This is a genomic window from Marinobacterium nitratireducens (assembly GCF_014645375.1).
Classification (GTDB): Bacteria; Pseudomonadota; Gammaproteobacteria; order Pseudomonadales; family Balneatricaceae; genus Marinobacterium_A; species Marinobacterium_A nitratireducens.
Window position 1 is genome coordinate 1 of record NZ_BMLT01000022.1, and the last position, 22,345, is coordinate 22,345.

Sequence of the window (22,345 nt, forward strand, 5' to 3'; positions counted from 1 at the left end):
GCCGGCCGGCGACTGGGCCGCGGGCGAGCGCGGTATCGCCTGCCACCCGGACCGTATCGAGGAATTTCGCGCCGGCGTCGACCGGGCAATCGCCTATGCCGAAGTCCTCAGCAACGAACAGGTCAACTGCCTGGCCGGCATACAGCCTGAGGGCGTGTCCGCGAGCCAAGCCGAAGACACTTTCGTCGAAAACCTCAGGTACGCGGCGAAGAAGCTCGAGCAGGCCGGTATCCGGCTGGTGATGGAAGCCATCAACACCCGCGATATCCCGGGCTTCTTCCTCAACAACACCGCTCAGGCCCTGCGCATTCGCGACCGGGTCTGCAGCGACAACCTGACGCTGCAGTACGACATCTATCACATGCAGATCATGGAAGGCGATATCTGCCCGACGCTGGAAGCCAATATCGGCGCCATCCGCCACATCCAGCTGGCGGACAACCCGGGCCGGCACGAACCGGGGACCGGCGAGCTCAACTACCGCTTCATCTTCGGCTTCATCGACCGCATCGGCTACGACGGCTGGATCGGCTGCGAGTACAAGCCGGCCACGACCACAGACGCGGGCCTTGGCTGGATGAAAGAGCACAATATCGTTTAACGGGACTGCCCGTAGGAGCTCGCTCCGCGAGCGAATTCCGATGACAGAGAACAGCTCGCCCACGGAGTGGGCTCCTACGTCAGCCATACCTTTTTCAAGCTCGAATCGAATACGGAGACAACCAATGGCTAAGATTGGATTCATCGGTACCGGCATCATGGGCCTGCCCATGGCACAGAACCTTCAGAATGCGGGCCATACCCTGTTCTTCTCGGAACACTTCACCCCCGCACCGGCCGAACTCCTCGGTGACAACGGCATCGCCCTGGCGAATCCGAAAGAAGTGGCCCAGGAAGCCGAGTTCATCATCCTGATGGTGCCCGACACCCCTCAGGTCGAAGAGGTGCTGTTCCGTGAAAACGGCGTCGCCGAAGGCATCAGCGCCGGCAAGGTCGTGATCGACATGAGCTCGATCTCGCCGCTGGCCACCAAGGATTTCGCCAAGCGTGTCAACGATCTTGGCGCCGAGTACCTGGACGCGCCGGTCTCCGGCGGCGAGGTCGGCGCCAAGGCCGGCACCCTGTCGATCATGGTCGGCGGCAGCGAGGAGACCTTCGCCCGCGCCAAACCGCTGTTCGACATCATGGGCCAGAACATCACCCTGGTCGGCGGCAACGGCGACGGCCAGACCGCCAAGGTGGCCAACCAGATCATCGTGGCACTGAACATCGAGGCGGTCTCCGAGGCGCTGCTGTTCGCTTCGAAAGCCGGCGCGGATCCTGCCCGCGTGCGCGAGGCGCTGATGGGTGGCTTCGCCTCGTCGAAGATCCTCGAAGTGCACGGCGAGCGCATGGTCAAGGGTACCTTCGCCCCGGGATTCCGCATCTCCCTGCACCAGAAGGACCTGAACCTGGCGCTTTCCGGTGCCAAGGAGCTGGCACTGAACCTGCCGAACACCGCCACCGCTCAGCAGATCTTCAGCACCTGCGTGGCCATCGGCGGCGAAGGCTGGGATCATTCCGGCATGATCAAGGGGCTGGAGCATATGTCCAACCACTCGATCCGCGACGAGTAAGCCCGTTCGCTCCGGGACCGGCTGCCTTCAGTAACGCGCAAGCGGGTTCCCGGGGCGAATCCCCTACCTGGTTCACGGCTACGCTGAATCCCCCACAAGGACCGATCTCAGTGTAATCGCTTGGGTTCAGCGCCGGTCTGCCGGAGGCCTCGTTATCCGTTGGCGGGGCCGCCGAGTGCGCCGAACCCTCTTTTTCACGTCCCCCGCGTACCGCACCGGGCATCTCACCGGGGACACAGCGCGCAATGCTGCCTACCCCCTGCAATAGACGGTAGCTGTGGCGCGTCCCGCATCCGGCCTCTGCCAACGCACCGGCCGAATCGGGGCCATACTGATACTGTCATTTCATTCTGCTGCCGAAGCGACGCGCAGCGACGTACGCAAGAGGAATCCCCATGGCGCCCGACAAGAAAACCAAGATACTCGCCACTCTCGGCCCGGCGACACGCGGCCCCGACGACATCCGCGCCCTGGTCGAAGCCGGGGTGAACCTGTTCCGTCTCAATTTCAGTCACGGCAGCCACGAAGACCACGCCGAGCGCTACCGCTGGATCCGGGATGTCGAAGCCGGGCTCGGATACCCGCTCGGTATCCTGATGGACCTGCAGGGTCCGAAACTGCGACTGGGGACTTTCGCCGAAGGCAGCGTACAACTGGCCGAGGGCGACCGTATTCGCCTCGATCTGGACCCGACGCCGGGTACCGCGAAAAGGGTCAATCTGCCGCACCCTGAAATCATCGCTGCGCTACGCCCCGGCATGGCGTTGCTGGTCGACGACGGCCGCGTGCGCCTCAACGTACTGGAGGCCAAAAACGACAACATTCTGGCCGAAGCCTGCAATGCCGGTGAGCTGTCCGACCGCAAGGGCGTCAACGTTCCGGAAGCGGTGCTCGAACTCAGCCCGCTGACGGAAAAGGATCGCCGCGACCTCGCTTTCGGTCTCGATCTCGGCGTCGACTGGGTGGCGTTGTCGTTCGTACAGCGCCCCAGCGATATCGAGGAGGCCCGAGCACTGATCGGCGAACGCGCCTTCCTGATGGCCAAGATCGAGAAGCCGACCGCGGTCGACCACCTCGAAGCCATTGCCGAACTCTCGGACGCCATCATGATCGCCCGCGGCGACCTGGGCGTCGAGGTACCGGCCGAACATGTACCCGGCATTCAGAAGCGCATTATCGCCTGCTGCCGCGAGCTCGGCCGCCCGGTGGTGGTCGCCACCCAGATGCTGGAATCGATGCGCTTCTCGCCGGCGCCGACCCGGGCCGAAGTTACCGATGTCGCCAACGCCGTCTCGGAGGGCGCCGACGCCGTCATGCTCTCGGCCGAGACCGCCTCCGGCGACTATCCGCTGGAAGCGGTAACGATGATGAGCAACATCATCCGCACCACCGAGGCCGATCCGGGGTATCAGGCCCAGCTCGACGCCGGACGACCAGAGCCCAGGGCTACCGTATCGGATGCCATCAGCTGCGCTATCCGCCGCATCAGCCGCATCCTGCCGGTTGCCGTGCTGGTCTGCTTCACCACCTCCGGCGCCACCAGCCTGCGGGCCTCGCGCGAGCGACCCAAGGCGCCGATCCTGACTCTGACTCCGAACCTCAGGACCGCTCGCCGTCTGACCGTGGTCTGGGGCGTTTATTCCCAGGTGAGCGACCGCTTCGACAGCGTCGACGAAATCGCCCGCACGGCCCTCGAAGAGGCCCATCGCAGGGAAATGGCGCACCCGGGCGATACCGTCGTGATCACTGCCGGCGCGCCCTTCGGCTCCCCCGGCACGACCAACCTGCTGCGGATCGAAACTCTCGCATGACGGGAAGCGTAAGGCCTCACGCCTTACGCCCATATTCTGTTCGCCCAGAGACTGGGCTCCTACAGCACCTTGCGGATCTTTTCAGCGTGGATAAAACCCTTCGCAACCTGAGCTACTGGCTCGATGCACTGCTGCACAGTTTCAGCCAGATCCTGTTCCAGAGCAGCCGCCATTGCGGCCTGTTGCTGCTGCTGGCCATCGGCGTCGAGTCGCCGTGGCTGCTGGCCGGAGGCCTGTGCGGATGCCTCGCGGCGTTGCTGGGCGCCGGGCTTGGCGCTTTCGACCGCGACCGTCTGCGTTCCGGGGATTATGGCTACAACGGCGCTTTGCTGGGGCTTGGGGTCACGGCGCTGGGAGGTCTGTCGCAGGCAACCCTGGCACTGATCGCCCTGCTGGGTGTGCTGAGCGTGCCGATGCTGGACTGGCAGCTGCGACGCTTGCGGCTGCCGCCCTACACCTCCGTTTTCGTGCTGCTGGGCTGGTGTGCCTGGGGCCTGCTGCCGCTGCTGCAGGCATTCGCGCCGGTCGCGGCCGAAGCCGTCGGCGATCGGCCATTGCCGGTACAGTCGGTGATGCAGGGGCTGGGACAGGTACTGTTTCTCGGCTCGCCACTGGCGGCACTGCTGGTGCTGCTTGGACTGACACTGGCATCGGCGCGGGATGCCGGCTGGGCGCTGATCGGCGCCCTGACCGGCAATCTGGTGGCCAGCGGCCTGCCGGTTGCACCGCACGATCTGCACCTCGGCCTGTACGGCTTCAACGGCGCCCTGGCGGCCATCGCCCTGTCCCGACGCTTTGGCCCCCAGCCGCTGCTGATCCTCACCGGCAGCGCAGTGGCCACCCTGCTGCAGCCACTGCTGGCGCAGCTCGGGATTCCGCCCTTTACTGCGCCCTTCGTGCTCAGTTGCTGGCTGATCTGTCTGATGACGGCGCGGATATCAACGCATCCGGAACCGACACCCTGAAGGCCCGTTACGCCACCTCGCCCCTCAACCGGGGAAGGTTACGCAGCATTAGCAGCGATACCATCGCGTACAGAGCGATCACCACCAGCCCGATCCACTCGATTTTCAGCGGCGTGAACTGGAACAGCAGCACCAGGCCGAACATCAGCAGCCAGTTGCCGAGGATGTAGGGCAGCAGACCGAAGCGCTCAACGGTGATATTGAGGTTGGTGGTGTAGAGACGAATCAGCGAGTCCAGCGAGTTGACGACGAAAATCACCCCCACGACCAGCATCGCCAGCTTGAACGTACTGCTCATCAACAGCGCCTGCTCATGGTAGTAGTACAGCACCGAGAACCAGATGGCGATCGGGATGGACGGTATCACCAGCATCGCCAGGCACAGCTGACGCGCGGTGAGACCTCCGACGAAGCGGGCGACGAACTGGCCGATCATGATGCTCCAGGAGAACCACCAGAACAGGTAGAACGCATGATAGTCGCTCAGCGGCGTGACGAAGCGGTGCAGGTTGCCGAAGTAGCCGGACAGCTGAGACAGGGTACCGGAAAAGGCCGCCGCTCCCATCCCGGCGTCGGTCGCCAGCAGCGCGATCAGGCCGAAAAAGAGCCAGGTGGACGCGATACTGAGCCACTTGACGTAACGCACGTCGGAACTGGAAAACACCGCCATCAGCACCACCAGTCCGGTCAGCCCGTAGCGCACCGGCTGCGAAATGCCTTCGGCATAGTCGGGCAGGTAGCTGAGGAACAGAAAGCCGGTAAAGGCACAGGTACCGATGATAACGATATTGTTGATCAGCTTGATCAATGGAATCTCGAACAGCTTCAGCCGCGGCTCGACGATAACGAAGTAGAAGGTGGTAAGGAAGTAGAAGGCCCAGACCAGGAATCCCCAGAAGCCGAACTCGATCGCCAGCGGATTGGTGAAGGCGTAGGCACCCTCTTGCTCGTAGACCGGAAACTCGGTCAACGGGAACATCACCAGCCCAACGTCGAGGCCGGACGTGAAGAGGATGGCCATAAAGGCAAACAGTGAAGTGGGCATCTCACCCTGGCAGCGCTGCTTGCCCCATCGCACCAGGATCAGCACGGAAGCAAGAAGGGTCGCCAGAATGGCAATAGATAGAACGTTATTCATCATTGGGTCCTCGGGATATCTGGGAAACCTCGAACCGGCCCTGCTAGTGGCAATGGTTGATATCGGCCGTCTCGGTTCCTGCGATTCATCCGTATTATTGTTAGTGGATTGGACGTTGGGTTATGTCGGGCACGCCCTCCATGGACGCTGTTCCGGCCACACTCGGGTAATCGCATCCACGACCACCGTGCAGCCTGTTGAACCTGGGTTGGACAGCTCCGTCCTGAACGCCTGTGGCGCCATCAGGACGGGCATCGGCAAATCAGCGGGACGATCGAAGGCCTCGCCGGCGCGCGCTCACGCCACTCGCCTCAGGCGCTCTCGCGGGACTGACCGCGCTGGGGCGGGCCGAGCCGCTGGCGCGTTTCCCATTCGGGATCGATCCACACCGGAACGCCCGCCGCCGGCAAAGGGGTACGCGCGAGTATCATGTCCGCCGCGCGTTCGGCCACCATGATGGTGGGCGCGTTGAGGTTGCCGTTGGTAATGGTCGGGAACACCGACGAATCCACCACCCGCAGTCCTTCGACCCCGCGCACCCGGCACTCGGCATCGAGCACAGCCATCGGGTCATCGTCCGCGCCGATCTTGCAGGTGCAGGACGGGTGATAGGCGCTCTCGACGTTCTCCCGTACCCAGGCGTCGATCTCGGCATCGGTCTCGACACCTTTGCCGGGCTGTATCTCGTCACCGCGGTAGGCGTCAAAAGCCGGTTGCGCGATGATTTCGCGGGTCAGCCGGATAACGGCGCGCCAGTCCTCGATATCCTGGGGGTGCTGCAGGTAGTTGAACAGGATGCTCGGCTTGTCGTCCGGATTCGCCGAGACGATGCGTACCCGGCCACGGCTTTTCGGCTTGTTGGGGCCGACGTGGACCTGGAAACCGTGCCCTTCGAATGCCGCCTGCCCGTCATAGCGCATCGCCGCCGGCAGGAAGTGATACTGAATATCGGGCCATTTCAGCCCGGCGCGGGAACGGATAAAGGCACATGACTCGAAGTGGTTGGTGGCGCCCAGACCATCCTTGAACAACATCCAGCGGGTTCCGATCAGCCCCTTGCTGATCAGGCCCAGCTTGCTGTTGAGCGAAATCGGCTCCTTGCAGTGGAACTGGAAGTAGACTTCCAGGTGGTCCTGCAGATTTTCACCGACACCGGGCAGTTCGTGCCGCAGCTCGACCCCGGCGTCTTCCAGCACATCGCGCGGTCCGACACCGGACAGCTGCAGCAACATCGGCGAACCGATGGAGCCGCTGGACAGAATCACCTCTCGAGACGCCAGCACAGACTCGGTCCCCTTGCCCGCATCGTATTCGATACCGACCGCCTTCTTGCCTTCGAACAGGATCCGGCGCGTCTGAGCTTTGGACACCAGCGTCAGATTCGGGCGCGTCAATGCTCGGCGCAGATAGGCATTGGATGTGGACCAGCGCACACCGTCCTTGACGGTCATGTGCATCGGGCCGAAGCCCTCCTGACGATAACCGTTGTAGTCATCGGTTTGCGGATAGCCGGCCTGCTCGCCGGCATCGATGAAGGCCTGGTACAGCGGGTTGAGGCGCATGTCGTTGCCGTTGCAGGTCGCCAGAGGGCCATCGCCGCCGCGATATTCGTCGGCGCCGCCCTTCCAGGTCTCGGCACGACGAAAATACGGCAGGCAGTTCTGGTAGCTCCAGCCCGCTGCGCCCTGCTCTTCCCATTCATCGAAATCGCAGGCGTGACCACGCACGTAGACCATGCCATTAATCGACGAGGAACCACCCAGTACGCGGCCGCGCGGGCAGTGCAGACGACGGCCGTCGAGGCCGGCTTCCGACTCGGATTCGAAGGGCCAGCTGTATTTCGGCGTGTTCATGGGATAGGACAGCGCAGTCGGCATCTGGATGAAGATGCTCCTGTCGCTGCCGCCGGCCTCGATCAGCAGCACCCGGTGTTCGCCGCTTTCGGTCAGCCGGTCCGCCAGCACACAACCGGCCGAGCCGGCCCCCACGATGATGTAATCAAAGCTCTGTTGCGACATCTTGCCTCCCCCGGAAACGCCGGACGGCACCCTTTTACAGGGTTGCGACGGCCCCGAATTGCTGTCTGTTGTCGATATTCAATGACAACACCTTAACTTTTTTTAATTAAACGTTCAATCAATAAAAATCGACTTTGTCGCCCGGGCCGGCTCATAACAGCCTGGTACCAGGCGGCGAATACCTTGCATTGGCAACCGTAAACGGAGAAGTTACGGGGGACTCGCTATCATCTGCCGGGGCTCAGGGGGAGGCTCGCGACGAGGCCCGGTAAATGAAAAATGAAGCGAAGGCTCGTTAATGCCACAGTCCTGCTGATCGCCGCGCTGTCGTTCGCAGCACCGACGCTGTTGAGTGTGCAGATCGCCAAAACGGAAGGCATCTCCAGTGAAACCGCGCGTGTAATGGGTTACGCCCGCGACGTGGTCGAACATTCCGACCGCACAGCGAGTCAGGTCACCCAGAGCCTCAAGCAGTTGAGCGACCTGGATGCCGCTTACCGACACGGCACATGACAGCAACGTCTCACTGACAACCTTTACACCCGGCACGCTGCAGGTCCGCGGCAGCACTGGCCGCTTTCGTCAGGAATGGCTGACAGCCCTTGGCGAGCAGCGGGAAACATCCTTCATCGACAACGGCTACCTGGTCGCGATCACCCGTTCCGACACCTTCCCGACCGCCGCTTTGGCGGCCATACCCGTACCGGCCCTGTGCCCTCAGATCAGCCGTATCACGCAACGCCTGGTGCCGGTCGGCATCCTCGCCGGATGCGTGCTGGCCTTTGCCGTGTTCTGGCTGGCACAGCAGCAGACCGCGATGCCGACGCTGTTAAGGGCGGCCCTGAAACGCAACGAGTTCTTCCTGCGGTACCGGCCCATCGTGGACCTGCGGACCGGCCACTGGGTCGGCGCTGGATGCCGCCACCAGCCAGGTGGCGGTACACATCATCCAGATGGCCAATGCGCTGCAGCTGGAGATGATCGCCGAAGGGGTGGAAACGCAGGAGCAGGCCCGGGAATTCAGAAGGCGGGGCGTGCAATACGCCCAGGGCTGGCTGTTCGGCAAGCCCATGACCATGCGCGAGCTGCGCCGCGAACTGACGCGGCAGCGCGAGGCCTCAGGCGCCCAGGACAGCCGCCCGACCCCGGCCCCGCTGGTCTGACAGCCTCTTCAGAGGGTGTCGCAAAATGTAGCGAGCGAAGATGAGATAAGGCGAATATCGGCGAAAAAGCGGAGTTTATATTTAATAAATGAGCATTTTGAGCCGATTTTCAACGCCATATCATCGAGCGCAGTAGTTTTGCGACAGCCTCTTTAGGACAGCTCCCAGCGCTGGCGGATACAGTTGAGCGCGGCGGAGGCGGCCGAGGTCCGGTTTTCCACCCCCAGTTTCGGAAAGATCTGCTCGAGATGCTTGTTGACCGTGCGCGGGCTGAGATCGAGTATCATCGCGATCTCCTTGTTGGTCTTGCCGTGGACGATCCACATCAACACCTCGGCCTCACGCTCGGTCAGCGCGAAGCGCGTGCTGAGCTTTTCCTGGTCGTCCGGCTGGTTCGGATCATCGAGCTTGAACAGGTAGCGCCCCAGTCCGTCGTCATCGATCATGTGGCACTTCACCTCTTCACCAGCCAGCGTCACCGTGACCGGCGCCCCGCCCACCCGGGCGCGAACAAGCGATGCCATCAGCGCCGGCCCCGTTTCGACACCCAGCCCGGGGAACAGCTTGTAGACCTGGGGCGTAGCCCACTCGATACGGCCATCGCTGCGCAGACAGATCGTCATCAGCCCGAACTCGTCCATCACCCCGTGCGCGCTGGCGGCCCGCTGCGCGGTATGCAGATGCGCACGCATGCGTACCAGCAGCTCTTCATGGCGAATCGGCTTGGTGATGTAGTCGATGCCGCCCACCTCGAAGGCCCGGACAATGTGCTCGGTTTCGCTGAGACCTGTCATGAAGATCACCGGCACATGGATCAGCGACGGAATCGCTTTCAGGCGCCGGCAGACCTCGAACCCGTCCATGCCGGGCATGACGGCATCCAGCAGTATCACGTCCGGCAGGATCTGCTCGGCGATGTTGATCACCTGCTCGCCACCGAGCGCCACGAAGACCTGGAAGCCGTGCCGGCACAGCAGCTCGTTGAGCATGCTGATCGCTTCGGGGGAGTCGTCAACTACGAGTACTTTGGCATTCATGAACGATACCGTCAGGGTTGGTGAGCGACTCGAGCCGCTCGAGGATTCCGGCGAATTGAAAGGACTGAACCATCATCCGAAGTTCTGAAGCCGCCCCGGCGGACAGTCCCGCTTCCGAGCAGATACTGTTCAGCTCGTTTTTGATCCCCTCCAGATAACCGAGCTCGATATAGCGACGCAGGCTGCTCAGATCCAGCGCAGGCGGTTCCCCCCTCGGCACTGCGGTCGCAACCGCAGCGGGCTGCTCATCCTCCCCGACCCACTCGAGCGCCAGCAGCGACCCGATCCGGTCGAGCAACTCGGCCACCCGGACCGGTTTGACCATGTAGGCATCGCAGGGGTGATTGTCGTTTAACTCCGCCCACTCCCGGGCATCCGCCGAGAGCATCACCACCGGCGTCTGAACACCGGACCCGCGCAGCTGATCGAGCAGCTCCCAGCCGCTCATGCCCGGCATCGAAACATCCAGTATGTACAGATCCGGCCGCTGCTGAGTGCAGAGCTGGAGACATTCGGTGCCGTTTTGTGCCGCGATCACACGAAAGCCCACCGGCTGCAGAATGTCACTGACCAGCTCGCGGTGGGTGGGATCGTCGTCCACCACCATGACCGTCCTGCGCGGCCCGCGGTAGCCCTGCAGACGCTGTCGGACAACCGGCAGCAATGTTGTTTTACTCAGGCTCGCCAGCATCAGCGTCAACCGGAAAACACTCCCTTCGCCGGGTACGCTCTCGACCTGCAGGTCGCCGCCCATGATATCGGTGAGCAGCTGGGTGATGGTAAGCCCGAGCCCGGTGCCCGGTCTTGGCGCCGCGCCACTGTCCAGGCGCTCGAAGGGCTTGAAGATCTTTTCGATATCCCCGGCGGCAATGCCGACACCGGTATCGCGGATCACGAACTGCGCCACCTCGTTGCGATATATCAGGCTCAGCGACACCGAGCCCCGGTCGGTGAACTTGATCGCATTCGACAGCAGGTTGATCAGAATCTGCCGCAGCCGCTTTTCGTCGGTCGCCACGAACTCCGGCACCCGCGACAGACAGTCGTAATTGAAGCTGATCCCCTTGGCTTCGGCCTGCAAGCGGAACATGTAAACCAGCTGATCCATGAAACCGACCAGCGCGACCTCGTTCCGGTACAGCTCCAGTCTGCCCGCCTCGATGCGCGAGATGTCGAGCAGCTCTTCGATCAGGTTGGCCAGATGCTCGCTGCTGCGCTTGATCACGTTGATCGCGGTACGCCGGTGGGACGGAATGTCTGTCGCCGCATCGAGCAGCTGGGCATAACCGAGCACTGCATTCAGCGGCGTGCGCAACTCATGACTGATACCGGTCAGGTAACGGCTTTTCGCCAGGCTGGCCGCTTCCGCCAGTTCCTTGGCGTCCTGCAGCTCGCGGTCGGTCAGCTCGTGCGCATGGATCTCGGCCATCAGCCGCTCGGTCTGCTGTGCGCTCTCGTCCTGGGCCAGCACCCGGCTCTGATGCGCCAGCAGGAAAAGCCAGGCGGCAACGCCGATCACGATCTGCAGCAGGAAGAACACCTTGAAAAGCACCACTGCCACCAGCTCGCTGCTGCCGGCATGGGAACTCAGCATCTGGAAGTAGATCAACGACAGGAAGGCGCCCACGATGGTGTCGAACACCAGCATCAGCCCGATGAAGTGCCCCATGCGGGCGTTCACCTTCCGGGTCAGCGTGGCCGGCAGCAGGCGCCGCAGCAGTGCCGATATCTGGTCCGAAAAGGTGCTGTTGTTTTTGCAGGCATCGTTGCAGCGGGCGTCCAGGGAACAGCACAGCGAGCAGATATTGCCGTCGTAGAGCGGACAAAAGGTCATGTCGTCCGCCTCGAAATGGTGCTCGCAAATGGAGCAGCGTGTGCCCGACGCCGACTGCGGCTCGCGCGCGATGTAAAAACGGCTGCCGGTAGCCAGCGCGATCGCAGGCGCCAGGACGAACGTCAGCGCAAGCGCGACAAAGGGCGCGAAGGCCTGTGCAGCCTCTCCCAGCACCCCGAGCATGCAGAGCGTGCCGACCACCGACGATATTGCCATCGATCCGACGCCAACCGGATTGATATCGAACAGGTGGGCACGCTTGAACTCAATACCGCGGGGGCTCAGTCCCAGCGGCTTGTTGATCACCAGGTCCGCCACCAGCGAGCCGACCCAGGCCACGACCAGTATCGAGAACAGTCCGAGAATACGCTCGAACGCCTCATAGATCCCCAGCTCCATCAGCAGCCAGGCGATGGTGACATTGAACACCAGCCATACCACCCTTCCCGGGTGAATATGCGTCAGGCGGGAGAAGAAGTTTGACCAGGCCAGGGACCCGGCGTAGGCGTTGGTGACATTGATCTTCACCTGCGACAGGATGACGAACAGGCCCGCCAGCAGCAGCGCCAGCTGTGGCGAACCGGTGACATGACCGAACGCCGTCATGTACATCTGGGTCGGCTCGTGGGCTTCGGACAGCAGGCCCCCGCTCTGCAGCACCAGCACCGCCAGGAAAGACCCTATCAGCAGCTTGACGGCACCCACCAGCACCCATCCGGGTCCCGCCACCAGCAGCATCGACCACCAGCGCAGGCGATTGCCCGCGCTTCGCTCCGGCAGGAAACGGAGGTAGTCGACCTGCTCCCCGATCTGGGCGATCAATGAAATAACGACCGTCGCCGCGGCGCCAAGCAGCAGGTAGTCGAAGCCGTCGTGCGTCGTCTGACTGCCACGGTAATCGAGCCAGCTCTGCAGCGAGTCGCCGCCCTCGGCAACGACATAAAACAGCGGCAGAAGCTGCAGCACGATCCAGAGTGGCTGGCTGAACATCTGGAAACGGCTGATGAAGGTAAAACCGTAGATCACCACCGGTATGACGACGAATGCACTGATGAAATACCCGATCGAAACCGGCACGGCGAACATCATCTCCAGCGCCTTGGCCATGATCGTCGCTTCGATCGCGAGGAATATGAAGGTGAAGGACGCATAGATCAGCGACGTCACCGTGGAGCCGATGTAGCCGAAGCCCGCCCCCCGGGTCAGCAGATCGATATCGACGCCGTAACTCGCGGCGTAGTAACTGATCGGTATCGCCGTCAGGAAGATGATCAACGACACCAGCAGCGTCGCAACCAGGGTGTGATCGAAACCGTAGCTGAGCGTAATGGCGCCACCGATAGCCTCCAGCGCCAGAAAGGTGATGCCGCCAAGCGCCGTGATCGCGACGCGTCCAAGCGACCAGCGCCGGGCCGCTTTGGCGGTGAAGCGCAGCGAATAGTCCTCCAGCGTCTGGTTCGCCACCCACTGATTGTACTGGCGCCGGACCCTGAATATCTGCTGTTGCGGCGTCATCCCATTACACACTCACCCTTTGCGCCATGGCGCACCAAAGCAACGCACATAACGAACCAGAATCGGGCGCTTATGCCTGCCGCATTCATATTGCACCTGCGTAATAGACGAGTCGGTCTGCAACTGCAATTAACGTGCCCAACCATCAACCCCCTCGCCCGCGCGCTTACTCTGCCAGCGCGCCCGCGGCTATGGGGCAAATGACGTAGTCGTTGGGAGCATTTGCCGAATGTTCCCACCACCTACCCTTCCCGATACTGATGGCAGAACGAGAAGACGTTTTGCCCATCCAGTCAGGAGATACCACATGCAAAAGCGGGACAGAAATCCGAAGCAGCAGTCCACCCTGCGCCGCCAATTACTGAAAGGACTCATGCTCCTTCCGGCAGCCGTCATGCTGGGCAACGTCCAGCTGGCCAGTGCAGAGGTCAACACCACCGGGCTCGCCGTCACCGATGACACCGTCAAGGTCGGCATCCTTCATTCCATCACCGGCACCATGGCGATCAGCGAAACCGGCTCCGTGCAGGCCGAAAAGCTGGCGATCGACCAGATCAACGCCATGGGCGGCGTACTGGGCCGGCAGATCGAATACATTCAGGAAGACGGCGCCAGCGACTGGCCGACCTTCGCCGAGAAGTCGAAGAAACTGCTGGTGAACGACAAGGTCGCGGCGGTTTTCGGCTGCTGGACCTCGGCGTCCCGCAAAGCGGTACTGCCGGTCTTCGAGCAGTACAACGGCATGCTGTACTACCCGACCTTCTACGAAGGCCTGGAGCAGTCACCGAACGTGATCTACACCGGCCAGGAGGCCACTCAGCAGATACTCGCAGGCCTGGACTGGGTCATGGAAAACAAGGGCGCCGAGAATTTCTACCTGCTCGGCTCCGACTACATCTGGCCCCGCACTTCAAACAAGATCGCCCGCAAGCATATCGAAAAGAACGGCCTGAAGGTGGTCGGCGAAGAGTACTACCCGCTCGGTCACACCCAGTTCAACTCGGTCATCAACAAGATCAAGCTGAAAAAGCCTGACGTTGTCTTTATCTCCGTGGTGGGTGGCTCCAACGTCGCGTTCTACAAGCAGCTCAAGGCCGCCGGTATCGAAATGGGCAAGGAGAAGCCACTGTTCCTGACCATCTCCGTGACCGAGGATGAAATTCTGGGTATCGGTGGCGAGAACATCGACGGCATCTACGCCTCGATGAAGTACTTCCAGAGCCTGGATAACGAAAACAATGCCGGTTTCGTCGACGCGTTCAAGGAAAAATACGGTGAAGATATCGTTATCGGCGACGTGACACAGGCGGCCTACCTCGGCCCCTGGCTGTGGAAGGCCGCCGTCGAGAAGGCCGGCTCCTTCGATATCGACAAGGTTCGCGCCGCCTCTGCGGAAATCGAGCTGACCAGCGCGCCGGAAGGCTATGTCAAGGTTCACCCGAACCACCACCTCTGGTCCAAGACCCGCATCGGCCAGGCACAGACCGATGGTCAGTACAAGGTGGTCTACGAGACCTCAGAGCTTATCGAGCCCAACCCCTTCCCGGAAGGTTATCAGTAAGCCCCCGCCTCAGCCCGGCACCGCATCCGCGGGGCCGGGCCCAGCAATCCGACTACTGACGATCCCGAGCAACGGAGCCTGTCATCATGTTTGCTGACTACTCATCTTCTGAACTGCTGGCGATCTTCGCCATGCAGGGATTCGCAGGCCTGAGCCTGTTCTCCATATTTGTACTGATGGCGCTGGGGCTGGCAATCATCTTCGGCCAGATGGGCGTCATCAACATGGCGCACGGCGAGTTCATGATTCTCGGCGCCTACATGACCTATCTGACCTCGAACCTGTTCGAAGCGCTGATGCCCGGTCTCTACGGCGCCTACTTCATCGTCGCGATGGTGGTGGCCTTCGTGTCCGCCGGCGCCCTCGGTGCCCTGGTGGAATGGGCCATGATAAGGCGACTCTACCACCGCCCGCTGGATACGCTGCTGGCCACCTGGGGCCTGAGCCTGATCCTGCAGCAGTGCTATCGCTCCATTTTCGGCGCACGTGAAGTGGGCGTATCCCTGCCGGACTGGCTGATGGGCTCTGTCGCCGTCACCGACATGATCGAGATTCCGATCAACGGCCTGTTCGTCATGGTTCTGACGCTGCTGATCGCGGCCGGCGTCTACTACCTGATGTACCGGTCCAACTGGGGCGGTCAGGTCCGCGCCGTGGTGCAGAACCGCCCGATGGCGGGTGCCGTCGGCATCAATACCGGGAAGGTCGACCGCATGACCTTCGCGCTCGGCTGCGGCATCGCCGGTGTCGCCGGCAGCGCCTTCACCATGATCGGATCGACCGGACCGACCTCCGGCCAGCTGTACATCGTCGATACCTTCCTGGTGGTGGTCTTCGGCGGCGCCGCGAGCCTGCTCGGCACCATCGCCTCGGCGTTCACCATCTCCCAGGCGCAGTCGACGATGGAGTTCTTCCTCAGCGGCTCCATGGCCAAGGTTCTCACGCTGCTGGTCGTCGTCGGCATCCTGATGCTGCGTCCGCAGGGCCTGTTCTCACTGAAGATTCGGCGCTGATGGCCTGACCGGACAAGGAGACAAGCATGAATGCGTTAAAAAACAATCTGTTCAAGCGTCAGGATCTGATCAACTACGGGTTGCTCGCCATCCTGCTGGTACTGATTCTGCCGCTGACCCTGGATATCTTCCGCCTCAACCTGGTGGGCAAATACCTCAGCTACGCCTTTGTCGCCGTCGGCCTGGTGCTGTGCTGGGGCTACGGCGGCATCCTCAGCCTCGGCCAGGGGGTGTTCTTCGGTATCGGCGGCTACGCCATGGCGATGTTCCTGAAACTGGAGGCATCCTCGCCGGAAGCGACCGCGATCCAGTCCACGCCGGGTATTCCCGACTTCATGGACTGGAACCAGCTCACCGCGCTGCCCTGGTTCTGGGAACCCTTCCACTCCCTCGGCTTCACCACCCTGGCGATACTCTTCGTTGCTCCGCTGTTCGCGTTCATCGTGGCGGTGGCAATGTTCAAACGCCGCGTCGGCGGTGTCTACTTCGCCATCATTACCCAGGCGATCGCCGCCATCCTGACCATCCTGATCATCGGTCAGCAGGGTTACACCGGCGGCGTCAACGGCATCACCGACCTGCGCACCCTGATGGGCTGGGACATCCGCACCGACTCGGCGAAGTACATCCTCTACTTCTTCTGCGTCGCCATGTTGTTCGCCTGCCTGCTGCTCGCCCACCTGGTGCTGAAAAGCAAGCTGGGGCGCCTGCTCGTCGCCATTCGCGATCGCGAGGACCGGGTACGCTTCTCCGGCTACGACGTGTCGAGCTTCAAGATCTTCGTGTTCTGCTTCGCGGCGATGCTGTCCGCTATCGGCGGCGCCATGTTCACCCTCCAGGTCGGCTTCATGTCGCCCACCCTGGTCGGTATCGTGCCGTCGATCGAGATGGTGATCTTCTGCGCCCTCGGCGGCCGCCTGTCGATCATCGGTGCGGTCTACGGTGCGCTACTGGTCAACGCCGCCAAGACCACCATGTCGGAAGCCTTCCCGGAGCTCTGGCTGTTCGCCATGGGCGCCCTGTTCATCGGCGTGGTGCTGGCCTTCCCGAACGGCCTCGCCGGTCTCTATCAGACGTTGCTGCAGAAAGTGAAGGAGCGTCGCGCCGCCGCAGCCGCGCAGAAGACCCCCGCCACGCCTGCCATCGCGCCCCGCAATGCCACCAGCGACCCCGAGCCCGCCCAGGGTATCGGCGTGCCGAGCCAGTCCTGAGGAGATCAGCATGGAACAGAAAGACTTTGTACTGGCAGTGGAAGGGCTAAGCGTGTCGTTCGACGGCTTCAAGGCGGTCAATGACCTCTCCTTCTACGTCGACGAGGGCGAGATACGCGTCATCATCGGCCCCAACGGGGCCGGCAAGACCACGGTGCTGGATCTGATCTGCGGCCGCACCAAGGCCACCGACGGCTCCATCAAGTTCCGCAACAAGGAACTGACCCGGATGAAGGAGCACCAGATCGTCCACGCCGGGGTCGGGCGCAAGTTCCAGAACCCCTCGATCTACGAGGACCTGACGGTGTTCGAGAACCTCGAACTGTCCTTCCCCCGCGGCCACAGCGTGTTCGGCGCCCTGACCTTCCGCCGCGACAAGCAAGTGATCGACAAGGTGACCGAGGTCGCCGAGATGATCTTCCTGGCGGACCTGCTGCACCAGCGTGCAGATCTGCTCAGCCACGGCCAGAAGCAATGGCTGGAGATCGGCATGCTGCTGATTCAGGACCCCGCGCTGCTGATGCTGGACGAGCCGGTAGCCGGTATGTCCGTCGCCGAACGCAAGAAGACCGCGGAACTGCTCAACCGCATCACCAGGGACCGTTCGGTTCTGGTGATCGAGCACGACATGCAGTTCGTCGAGGATATCGCGCACCGCGTCACGGTACTGCATCAGGGCAGGCTGCTCTCCGAGGGCTCGCTCGAGCGCGTGAAGAACGACCCTAAAGTCGTTGAAGTCTATCTCGGCCACTAATTACGGCTAGCAAGGAGACCACCATGCTCAATGTTTCCGACTACAGCGTCGCCTACGGCCAGAGCCGCGTCATCAACGGCATGAACCTGGACCTGGGCAAGAACGAGATCGTCGCCATCCTCGGCCGCAACGGCATGGGCAAGACCACGCTGATGAAGTCGCTGATCGGCATGATCCCCTCCAGTGGCGGGTCGGCCAGGCTCGACAGTACCGAGCTGGTCGGCCTGAAGAGCTACCAGCGCGTGGCCGCTGGAGTCGGCTTCGTGCCCCAGGGGCGGATGATCTTCTCCACCATGACCGTGGAGGAGAATATCCGCACCGGCCTTACCAGCACCGGGAGCAGCACCATTCCGGAGCACCTCTACACCCTTTTCCCCGTGCTCAGGGAGATGAAGAGCCGTCGCGGCGGCAACCTCTCCGGCGGTCAGCAGCAGCAGCTGGCGATCGCCCGGGCGCTGGCAAGCAATCCGAAGCTGCTGCTGCTCGACGAACCCACCGAGGGCATCCAGCCGTCGATCATCCGCGAAATGGCGCGCACGCTGCGCCGGATCCGCGACGAGCACGGCCTGTCGATTCTGGTTTCCGAGCAGGTGCTGAGCTTCGCACTCGACGTGGCCGACCGCATTCTCGTGATCGAGAAGGGCAACATCGTCCACGACGTGCCGGCGGCGGAAGCCGACGAATCCACCATTACCCGCTACCTGTCCGTGTAATTCGATCCGCAACCAAGAAAGCGCCTTATCCGGCACAAACCCAGAAAACCCGCCCGCCGGGGCGGGACAGGAGAAGACAGATGACCGATACCATCATCAAGATCGATCTGAGCAAGTCCGCCTACGAGCATGACAACGTGCACAACCGCTGGCACCCGGATATTCCGATGGTTGCGACGGTCAAGCCCGGCGACGACTTCATCGTCGAGTGTTTCGACTGGACCGGTGGTCAGATCAAGAACGATGACGACGCCTCCGACGTGCGCGACGTGGACCTGACCCAGGTACACTTCCTGTCGGGCCCGATCGCCGTCGAGGGTGCCGAGCCCGGCGACCTGCTGGAAGTGGATATTCTGGACATCGGCACCTTCGCCGAGCAGCAGTGGGGTTTCAACGGCTTTTTCTCGAAGAAGAACGGCGGCGGTTTCCTGACCGACGAGTTCCCCCAGGCACAGAAGTCGATCTGGGACTTCAACGGCATGTTCACCAAATCCCGTCACGTACCGGGGGTCGAGTTCGCCGGTATCCTCCACCCCGGCCTGATCGGCTGCCTGCCGTCCCAGGACATGCTGGATCAGTGGAACAGTCGAGAGAAGGAGCTGTTCGACACCGACCCCGAGCGCGAGCCGGCGCTGGCCTGCCTGCCCTACGCGGATACCGCGCATATGGGACGCCTCAAGGGCGACGCCCGTGACCAGGCGGCGGCCGAAGGCGCCCGCACCGTTCCGCCGCGCGAACACGGCGGCAACTGCGACATCAAGGACCTGACCCGCGGCGCCAAGGTCTACTTCCCGGTTTACGTCGACGGAGCGGGCCTGTCCGTCGGTGATCTGCACTTCAGCCAGGGGGACGGCGAAATCACCTTCTGCGGTGCCATCGAGATGGCGGGCTGGATCCATATCCGCGTCAAGCTGATCAAGGACGGCATGGCCAAGTACGCGATCAAGAACCCGATCTTCAAGCCGAGCCCGATGGTACCGAAGTACGACGACTACCTGATCTTCGAGGGCATCTCGGTCGACGACAGCGGCAAGCAGCACTATCTGGACACCAGCCTGGCCTACAAGCAGGCCTGCCTCAACGCCATCAACTACCTCGGCAAATTCGGCTACTCGCCGGCGCAGGGTTACGCCATCCTCGGCTGCGCCCCGGTACAGGGTCATATCAGCGGCGTGGTCGATATCCCCAATGCCTGCGCCACCCTGTGGCTGCCGACCGATATCTTCGACTTCAACATCAAGCCGAACAGCGACGGCCCCACCAAAGAGCTCGACGGCAGCGTCGATATCCCGCTGGCGCCTGACCTGGACTCTTAATCAGCCATACAAATAGGTTTCCCTACCTATTTGTATGTCGCGTCACGGAAACAGGCGCAGGTGCGTGAACATGCTGGTTTCCGTGACGCTCGCATTGGCCTGCGGCCAATGATGAAGCATCCCTGCTTCAGGTGTTAACCCGCCAGGTTAACAAGAGGGCCGCGGTAGCGCCGGCGACTCTGCCGGCGCTCGACCACCCGATTTTAAAACCGAATGACCCGGCAGATGTTCCAAGCGTCTGTTTATAGAGAGGAGTCTGTCCATGCCCTTGTATGAATACAAATGTCCCGAGCACGGGGTGTTCCAGGAGCTGGCAACCATGGCGGATCACGACAAGCCCTGCGACTGCCCCCAGTGCGGAACGACCTCGGCGCGCGTCATCACCCTGCCGCCGCAGCTGCTGGCCATGCTGAAGGAAAACCGCGAAGCGATGGAGCGCAACGAAAAAGCGCAGCACGAGCCGCAGTTTCTGACCCCTGCCCAGTACCGGGAGCAGGAAGCCGAGAAAAAGGCCCGAGCCGCCCACAAGCACAAGCACGGCTCCGGCTGCGGTTGCCAGAGCGAGCGCAAGAGCAAGCTGTTCTACACCGCCGACGGCAGCAAGATGTTCCCGTCGATGCGCCCCTGGATGATCAGCCACTGATCAGGTTTCACCTGTACCGGCCGGTCGCCGGTACAGGCGCACGTCCCGCGCGGACCCTCCTGCAGGACTCCCGGCTTGCGGCACCCGACAGCCGGTGCTAACGTGAACCTCATTGTGAAGCTCGCCCACGACTGATATTAGCCCGGCGGGTTAATACATGAAGCCCGGCAAAAAACTGCTCCTGCGTTTTTTGCAGCTACCGTAACGGACCCTTTCCATGAACCCCAGAGTTAAGGCAAACGAGACGCCCCGTACCACGGATGTATATCCGCTGGTAGTCGTGCCGTGCCTCCGGCTCTGCACACCGCCTCCGATTGCACCGCCGCCCTCCCGGGCCTGATACCGACCTTGACGACTCCCCGCGGGCGATTCGCTGAAATGCGGCAGTCCCCGGGATCGAACAGCCTTCAGACAGGTGCATCCTTATGTATTTCGACAAGTCCGCCTGGACCCGATTGGGTTCGACGACACTCTTCGTGCTGCTCTGGGCAAGCGGCGCCATCTTCACGCGCTGGGGGCTCGACCACGCCTCGGCCTTCGCCTTCCTGATCCTTCGATTCACGATTGCCATTGCCGCCCTGACGGCGTTCGGCATCCTCTTTCGCAGACAGCTGCTGCCGCTTGCCGGCACCCGGCGCAGAGTCGCGCAGACCGGGATGCTGCTGATCGGCGGCTACTCCATCTGCTACTTTTCGGCGCTGGAAGCGGGCATGACGCCCGGCGTGCTGGCCACGGTGCTGGGCACCCAGCCGATCCTGACGCTGGTACTGACCGAACGGGGTCTGCAGCCCGGACGACTGGGCGGCCTCGGGCTCGCCCTCGGCGGCCTGGTGCTGATGGTGTACGAGAGCCTGGTCAGTGCCCGGCTGTCACCCGCAGGTGCCGCCTTTGCCCTCGGCGCCCTGCTGTGCATGACCTTCGGCGCCATCCTGCAAAAGGGCATCAGGCAGGCACCGACGGGCGTTCTGACGCTGCAGTACGGCCTGAGTCTGGCGATCTGCCTCGCGCTGCTGCCGGTCAAGCCGTTCGAGTTCGAGCTGACGCCCGGCTTCCTGATCCCGCTGCTGTGGCTCGGCCCGGTGATCTCGGTGGCAGCCCAGTTGCTGCTGTACCGGCTGATCAGCACCGGCAGCCTGGTCAACGTCACCAGCCTGTTCTACCTGGTGCCGGTGGTTACCGCGCTGATGGACTACCTGTTCCTCGGCAACCGGCTGTCCCAGCAGGGCCTGATCGGCATGGCAGCGATACTCGCAGGTCTGGCGCTGGTGTTCGGACGCAAAGCGCCGGCGGTTGTCAGCCAGTGCACAAACCGGCCGGACGGCGGCTGAAACGAAGAGGCCCCGTGAAAACGGGGCCTCTTGTCGGTAGGTACCGGGTACGATCCTCAAAACGGGATATCGTCGTCGAAGTCGTCGAAACCCTGGGTCGGCTGCGGCTGCTGCGGAGCCTGTTGCGGCGTTTGCTGCGGCTGCTGATAACCACCCTGCTGGGGTGCCTGCTGCGGTTGCTGGTATCCGCCCTGCTGGGGCGCCTGCTGCTGCGGGCGAGGCTGGCGCGGCTGCTGCGAATAGCCGCCGCCCATGTCCTGGTTGTAGCCGTCACCGCCGCCGGAACCGCCACGGCCGCCGAGCATCTGCATTTCGCTGGCGACGATCTCGGTGGTGTAACGGTCCTGACCGCTCTGATCCTGCCACTTGCGGGTACGCAGCGAGCCCTCGACGTAGACCTGGGATCCCTTGCGCAGGTACTCGCCGGCGATCTCCGCCAGCTTGTTGAAGAACACCACCCGATGCCACTCGGTGCGCTCCTGCATCTGGCCGCTCTGCTTGTCTTTCCAGCTCTCGCTGGTCGCCAGTGTTACGTTGGTAACCGCGTTGCCCGACGGCATGTACCGGACTTCCGGATCGCCGCCAAGATTACCGACCAGAATTACTTTGTTAATGCCGCGCGCCATCGGTCTCTCCACTTTCTGTATCTGGCATTTCGCTGCCATCGGCAAGCGTTTTGGATAGCCGGTTAGCATAACACAAAGTACCC

Annotated in this window: 19 protein-coding genes; 14 read left to right on the plus strand and 5 right to left on the minus strand. The window is 62.4% G+C overall.

The genetic code is table 11. From position 1 onward, the window contains the following. The 4 genes from IEX85_RS23260 to IEX85_RS23275 form a co-directional block, all read left to right on the plus strand. The coding region (locus tag IEX85_RS23260) for a TIM barrel protein (protein WP_188863039.1) at positions 1–601 on the plus strand (601 nt) is incomplete at its 5' end. A 124-nt stretch (positions 602–725) separates the two neighbouring features. Then, positions 726–1,616, plus strand: a complete 891-nt coding sequence (glxR, locus tag IEX85_RS23265; RefSeq protein ID WP_188863040.1) for a 2-hydroxy-3-oxopropionate reductase — start codon at positions 726–728, stop codon at positions 1,614–1,616. A gap of 395 nt (positions 1,617–2,011) precedes the next feature. Next, complete coding sequence (pyk, locus tag IEX85_RS23270; protein WP_188863041.1) at positions 2,012–3,427, plus strand: pyruvate kinase; 1,416 nt, start codon at positions 2,012–2,014, stop codon at positions 3,425–3,427. 86 nt (positions 3,428–3,513) lie between these two features. Beyond that, on the plus strand, positions 3,514–4,392 hold the full coding sequence (locus IEX85_RS23275) for an urea transporter (protein WP_188863042.1): 879 nt from the start codon (positions 3,514–3,516) through the stop codon (positions 4,390–4,392). Positions 4,393–4,399: 7 nt separating this feature from the next. Here IEX85_RS23275 and IEX85_RS23280 read toward each other — a convergent pair whose 3' ends face one another. Beyond that, positions 4,400–5,530 carry a BCCT family transporter gene (locus tag IEX85_RS23280; RefSeq protein ID WP_188863043.1) on the minus strand — a complete coding sequence of 377 codons (1,131 nt, stop codon included), beginning with the start codon at positions 5,528–5,530 and terminating at the stop codon, positions 4,400–4,402. A 311-nt stretch (positions 5,531–5,841) separates the two neighbouring features. Then, positions 5,842–7,548 carry a choline dehydrogenase gene (betA, locus tag IEX85_RS23285; RefSeq protein WP_188863044.1) on the minus strand — a complete coding sequence of 569 codons (1,707 nt, stop codon included), beginning with the start codon at positions 7,546–7,548 and terminating at the stop codon, positions 5,842–5,844. A 279-nt stretch (positions 7,549–7,827) separates the two neighbouring features. On the opposite strand from betA, the gene IEX85_RS23290 reads away from it, so the two are divergent. Beyond that, positions 7,828–8,061, plus strand: a complete 234-nt coding sequence (locus IEX85_RS23290) for a hypothetical protein (RefSeq protein WP_188863045.1) — start codon at positions 7,828–7,830, stop codon at positions 8,059–8,061. A 398-nt stretch (positions 8,062–8,459) separates the two neighbouring features. Then, positions 8,460–8,711 carry an EAL domain-containing protein gene (locus IEX85_RS23295; protein ID WP_268238114.1) on the plus strand — a complete coding sequence of 84 codons (252 nt, stop codon included), beginning with the start codon at positions 8,460–8,462 and terminating at the stop codon, positions 8,709–8,711. A 152-nt stretch (positions 8,712–8,863) separates the two neighbouring features. On the opposite strand, the gene IEX85_RS23300 is transcribed toward IEX85_RS23295, so the two are convergent. Beyond that, positions 8,864–9,748 carry a response regulator gene (locus tag IEX85_RS23300; RefSeq protein ID WP_188863047.1) on the minus strand — a complete coding sequence of 295 codons (885 nt, stop codon included), beginning with the start codon at positions 9,746–9,748 and terminating at the stop codon, positions 8,864–8,866. Further along, positions 9,723–13,097 (minus strand): ATP-binding protein, encoded by a 3,375-nt coding sequence (locus tag IEX85_RS23305; protein ID WP_188863048.1) that lies wholly within the window; start codon positions 13,095–13,097, stop codon positions 9,723–9,725. The genes IEX85_RS23300 and IEX85_RS23305 overlap by 26 nt, the downstream gene beginning before the upstream one ends. A 307-nt stretch (positions 13,098–13,404) precedes the next feature. Between IEX85_RS23305 and urtA the strand changes: the two genes are divergently transcribed. The 8 genes from urtA to IEX85_RS23345 all read left to right on the plus strand — a co-directional run bounded on the left by urtA (position 13,405) and on the right by IEX85_RS23345 (position 21,636). Further along, positions 13,405–14,658 carry an urea ABC transporter substrate-binding protein gene (gene urtA / locus IEX85_RS23310; RefSeq protein WP_188863049.1) on the plus strand — a complete coding sequence of 418 codons (1,254 nt, stop codon included), beginning with the start codon at positions 13,405–13,407 and terminating at the stop codon, positions 14,656–14,658. Between the two features lie 86 nt (positions 14,659–14,744). Further along, positions 14,745–15,671, plus strand: a complete 927-nt coding sequence (gene urtB / locus IEX85_RS23315; protein WP_188863050.1) for an urea ABC transporter permease subunit UrtB — start codon at positions 14,745–14,747, stop codon at positions 15,669–15,671. 26 nt (positions 15,672–15,697) lie between these two features. Next, on the plus strand, positions 15,698–16,882 hold the full coding sequence (gene urtC / locus IEX85_RS23320; protein ID WP_229722087.1) for an urea ABC transporter permease subunit UrtC: 1,185 nt from the start codon (positions 15,698–15,700) through the stop codon (positions 16,880–16,882). Between the two features lie 10 nt (positions 16,883–16,892). Then, entirely contained in the window at positions 16,893–17,636 is a 744-nt protein-coding gene (urtD, locus tag IEX85_RS23325; RefSeq protein ID WP_188863051.1) for an urea ABC transporter ATP-binding protein UrtD, read from the plus strand. A 23-nt stretch (positions 17,637–17,659) separates the two neighbouring features. Continuing rightward, positions 17,660–18,349 carry an urea ABC transporter ATP-binding subunit UrtE gene (urtE, locus tag IEX85_RS23330; protein WP_188863052.1) on the plus strand — a complete coding sequence of 230 codons (690 nt, stop codon included), beginning with the start codon at positions 17,660–17,662 and terminating at the stop codon, positions 18,347–18,349. 80 nt (positions 18,350–18,429) lie between these two features. Continuing rightward, complete coding sequence (gene fmdA / locus IEX85_RS23335) at positions 18,430–19,665, plus strand: formamidase (RefSeq protein WP_188863053.1); 1,236 nt, start codon at positions 18,430–18,432, stop codon at positions 19,663–19,665. A gap of 262 nt (positions 19,666–19,927) precedes the next feature. Beyond that, positions 19,928–20,308 carry an FmdB family zinc ribbon protein gene (locus IEX85_RS23340; protein WP_188863054.1) on the plus strand — a complete coding sequence of 127 codons (381 nt, stop codon included), beginning with the start codon at positions 19,928–19,930 and terminating at the stop codon, positions 20,306–20,308. A 425-nt stretch (positions 20,309–20,733) separates the two neighbouring features. After that, on the plus strand, positions 20,734–21,636 hold the full coding sequence (locus IEX85_RS23345) for a DMT family transporter (protein WP_188863055.1): 903 nt from the start codon (positions 20,734–20,736) through the stop codon (positions 21,634–21,636). Between the two features lie 56 nt (positions 21,637–21,692). On the opposite strand, the gene ssb is transcribed toward IEX85_RS23345, so the two are convergent. After that, a complete protein-coding gene (gene ssb / locus IEX85_RS23350) occupies positions 21,693–22,262 on the minus strand; it encodes a single-stranded DNA-binding protein (RefSeq protein WP_188863056.1) in 570 nt (189 codons plus the stop codon). Positions 22,263–22,345 lie beyond the last annotated feature (83 nt).

Excerpts from the sequence above, each read along its gene's own strand:
- glxR (WP_188863040.1), top strand. The coding sequence starts at position 726 with ATGGCTAAGATTGGATTCATCGGTACCGGCATCATGGGCCTGCCCATG.
- IEX85_RS23280 (WP_188863043.1), bottom strand. The coding sequence starts at position 5,530 with ATGAATAACGTTCTATCTATTGCCATTCTGGCGACCCTTCTTGCTTCC.
- IEX85_RS23290 (WP_188863045.1), top strand. The coding sequence starts at position 7,828 with ATGAAGCGAAGGCTCGTTAATGCCACAGTCCTGCTGATCGCCGCGCTG.
- urtB (WP_188863050.1), top strand. The coding sequence starts at position 14,745 with ATGTTTGCTGACTACTCATCTTCTGAACTGCTGGCGATCTTCGCCATG.
- urtE (WP_188863052.1), top strand. The coding sequence starts at position 17,660 with ATGCTCAATGTTTCCGACTACAGCGTCGCCTACGGCCAGAGCCGCGTC.
- urtD (WP_188863051.1), top strand. The coding sequence starts at position 16,893 with ATGGAACAGAAAGACTTTGTACTGGCAGTGGAAGGGCTAAGCGTGTCG.
- IEX85_RS23345 (WP_188863055.1), top strand. The coding sequence starts at position 20,734 with ATGTATTTCGACAAGTCCGCCTGGACCCGATTGGGTTCGACGACACTC.
- urtA (WP_188863049.1), top strand. The coding sequence starts at position 13,405 with ATGCAAAAGCGGGACAGAAATCCGAAGCAGCAGTCCACCCTGCGCCGC.
- betA (WP_188863044.1), bottom strand. The coding sequence starts at position 7,548 with ATGTCGCAACAGAGCTTTGATTACATCATCGTGGGGGCCGGCTCGGCC.
- IEX85_RS23300 (WP_188863047.1), bottom strand. The coding sequence starts at position 9,748 with ATGAATGCCAAAGTACTCGTAGTTGACGACTCCCCCGAAGCGATCAGC.
- IEX85_RS23305 (WP_188863048.1), bottom strand. The coding sequence starts at position 13,097 with ATGACGCCGCAACAGCAGATATTCAGGGTCCGGCGCCAGTACAATCAG.
- pyk (WP_188863041.1), top strand. The coding sequence starts at position 2,012 with ATGGCGCCCGACAAGAAAACCAAGATACTCGCCACTCTCGGCCCGGCG.
- ssb (WP_188863056.1), bottom strand. The coding sequence starts at position 22,262 with ATGGCGCGCGGCATTAACAAAGTAATTCTGGTCGGTAATCTTGGCGGC.
- IEX85_RS23340 (WP_188863054.1), top strand. The coding sequence starts at position 19,928 with ATGCCCTTGTATGAATACAAATGTCCCGAGCACGGGGTGTTCCAGGAG.
- urtC (WP_229722087.1), top strand. The coding sequence starts at position 15,698 with ATGAATGCGTTAAAAAACAATCTGTTCAAGCGTCAGGATCTGATCAAC.
- fmdA (WP_188863053.1), top strand. The coding sequence starts at position 18,430 with ATGACCGATACCATCATCAAGATCGATCTGAGCAAGTCCGCCTACGAG.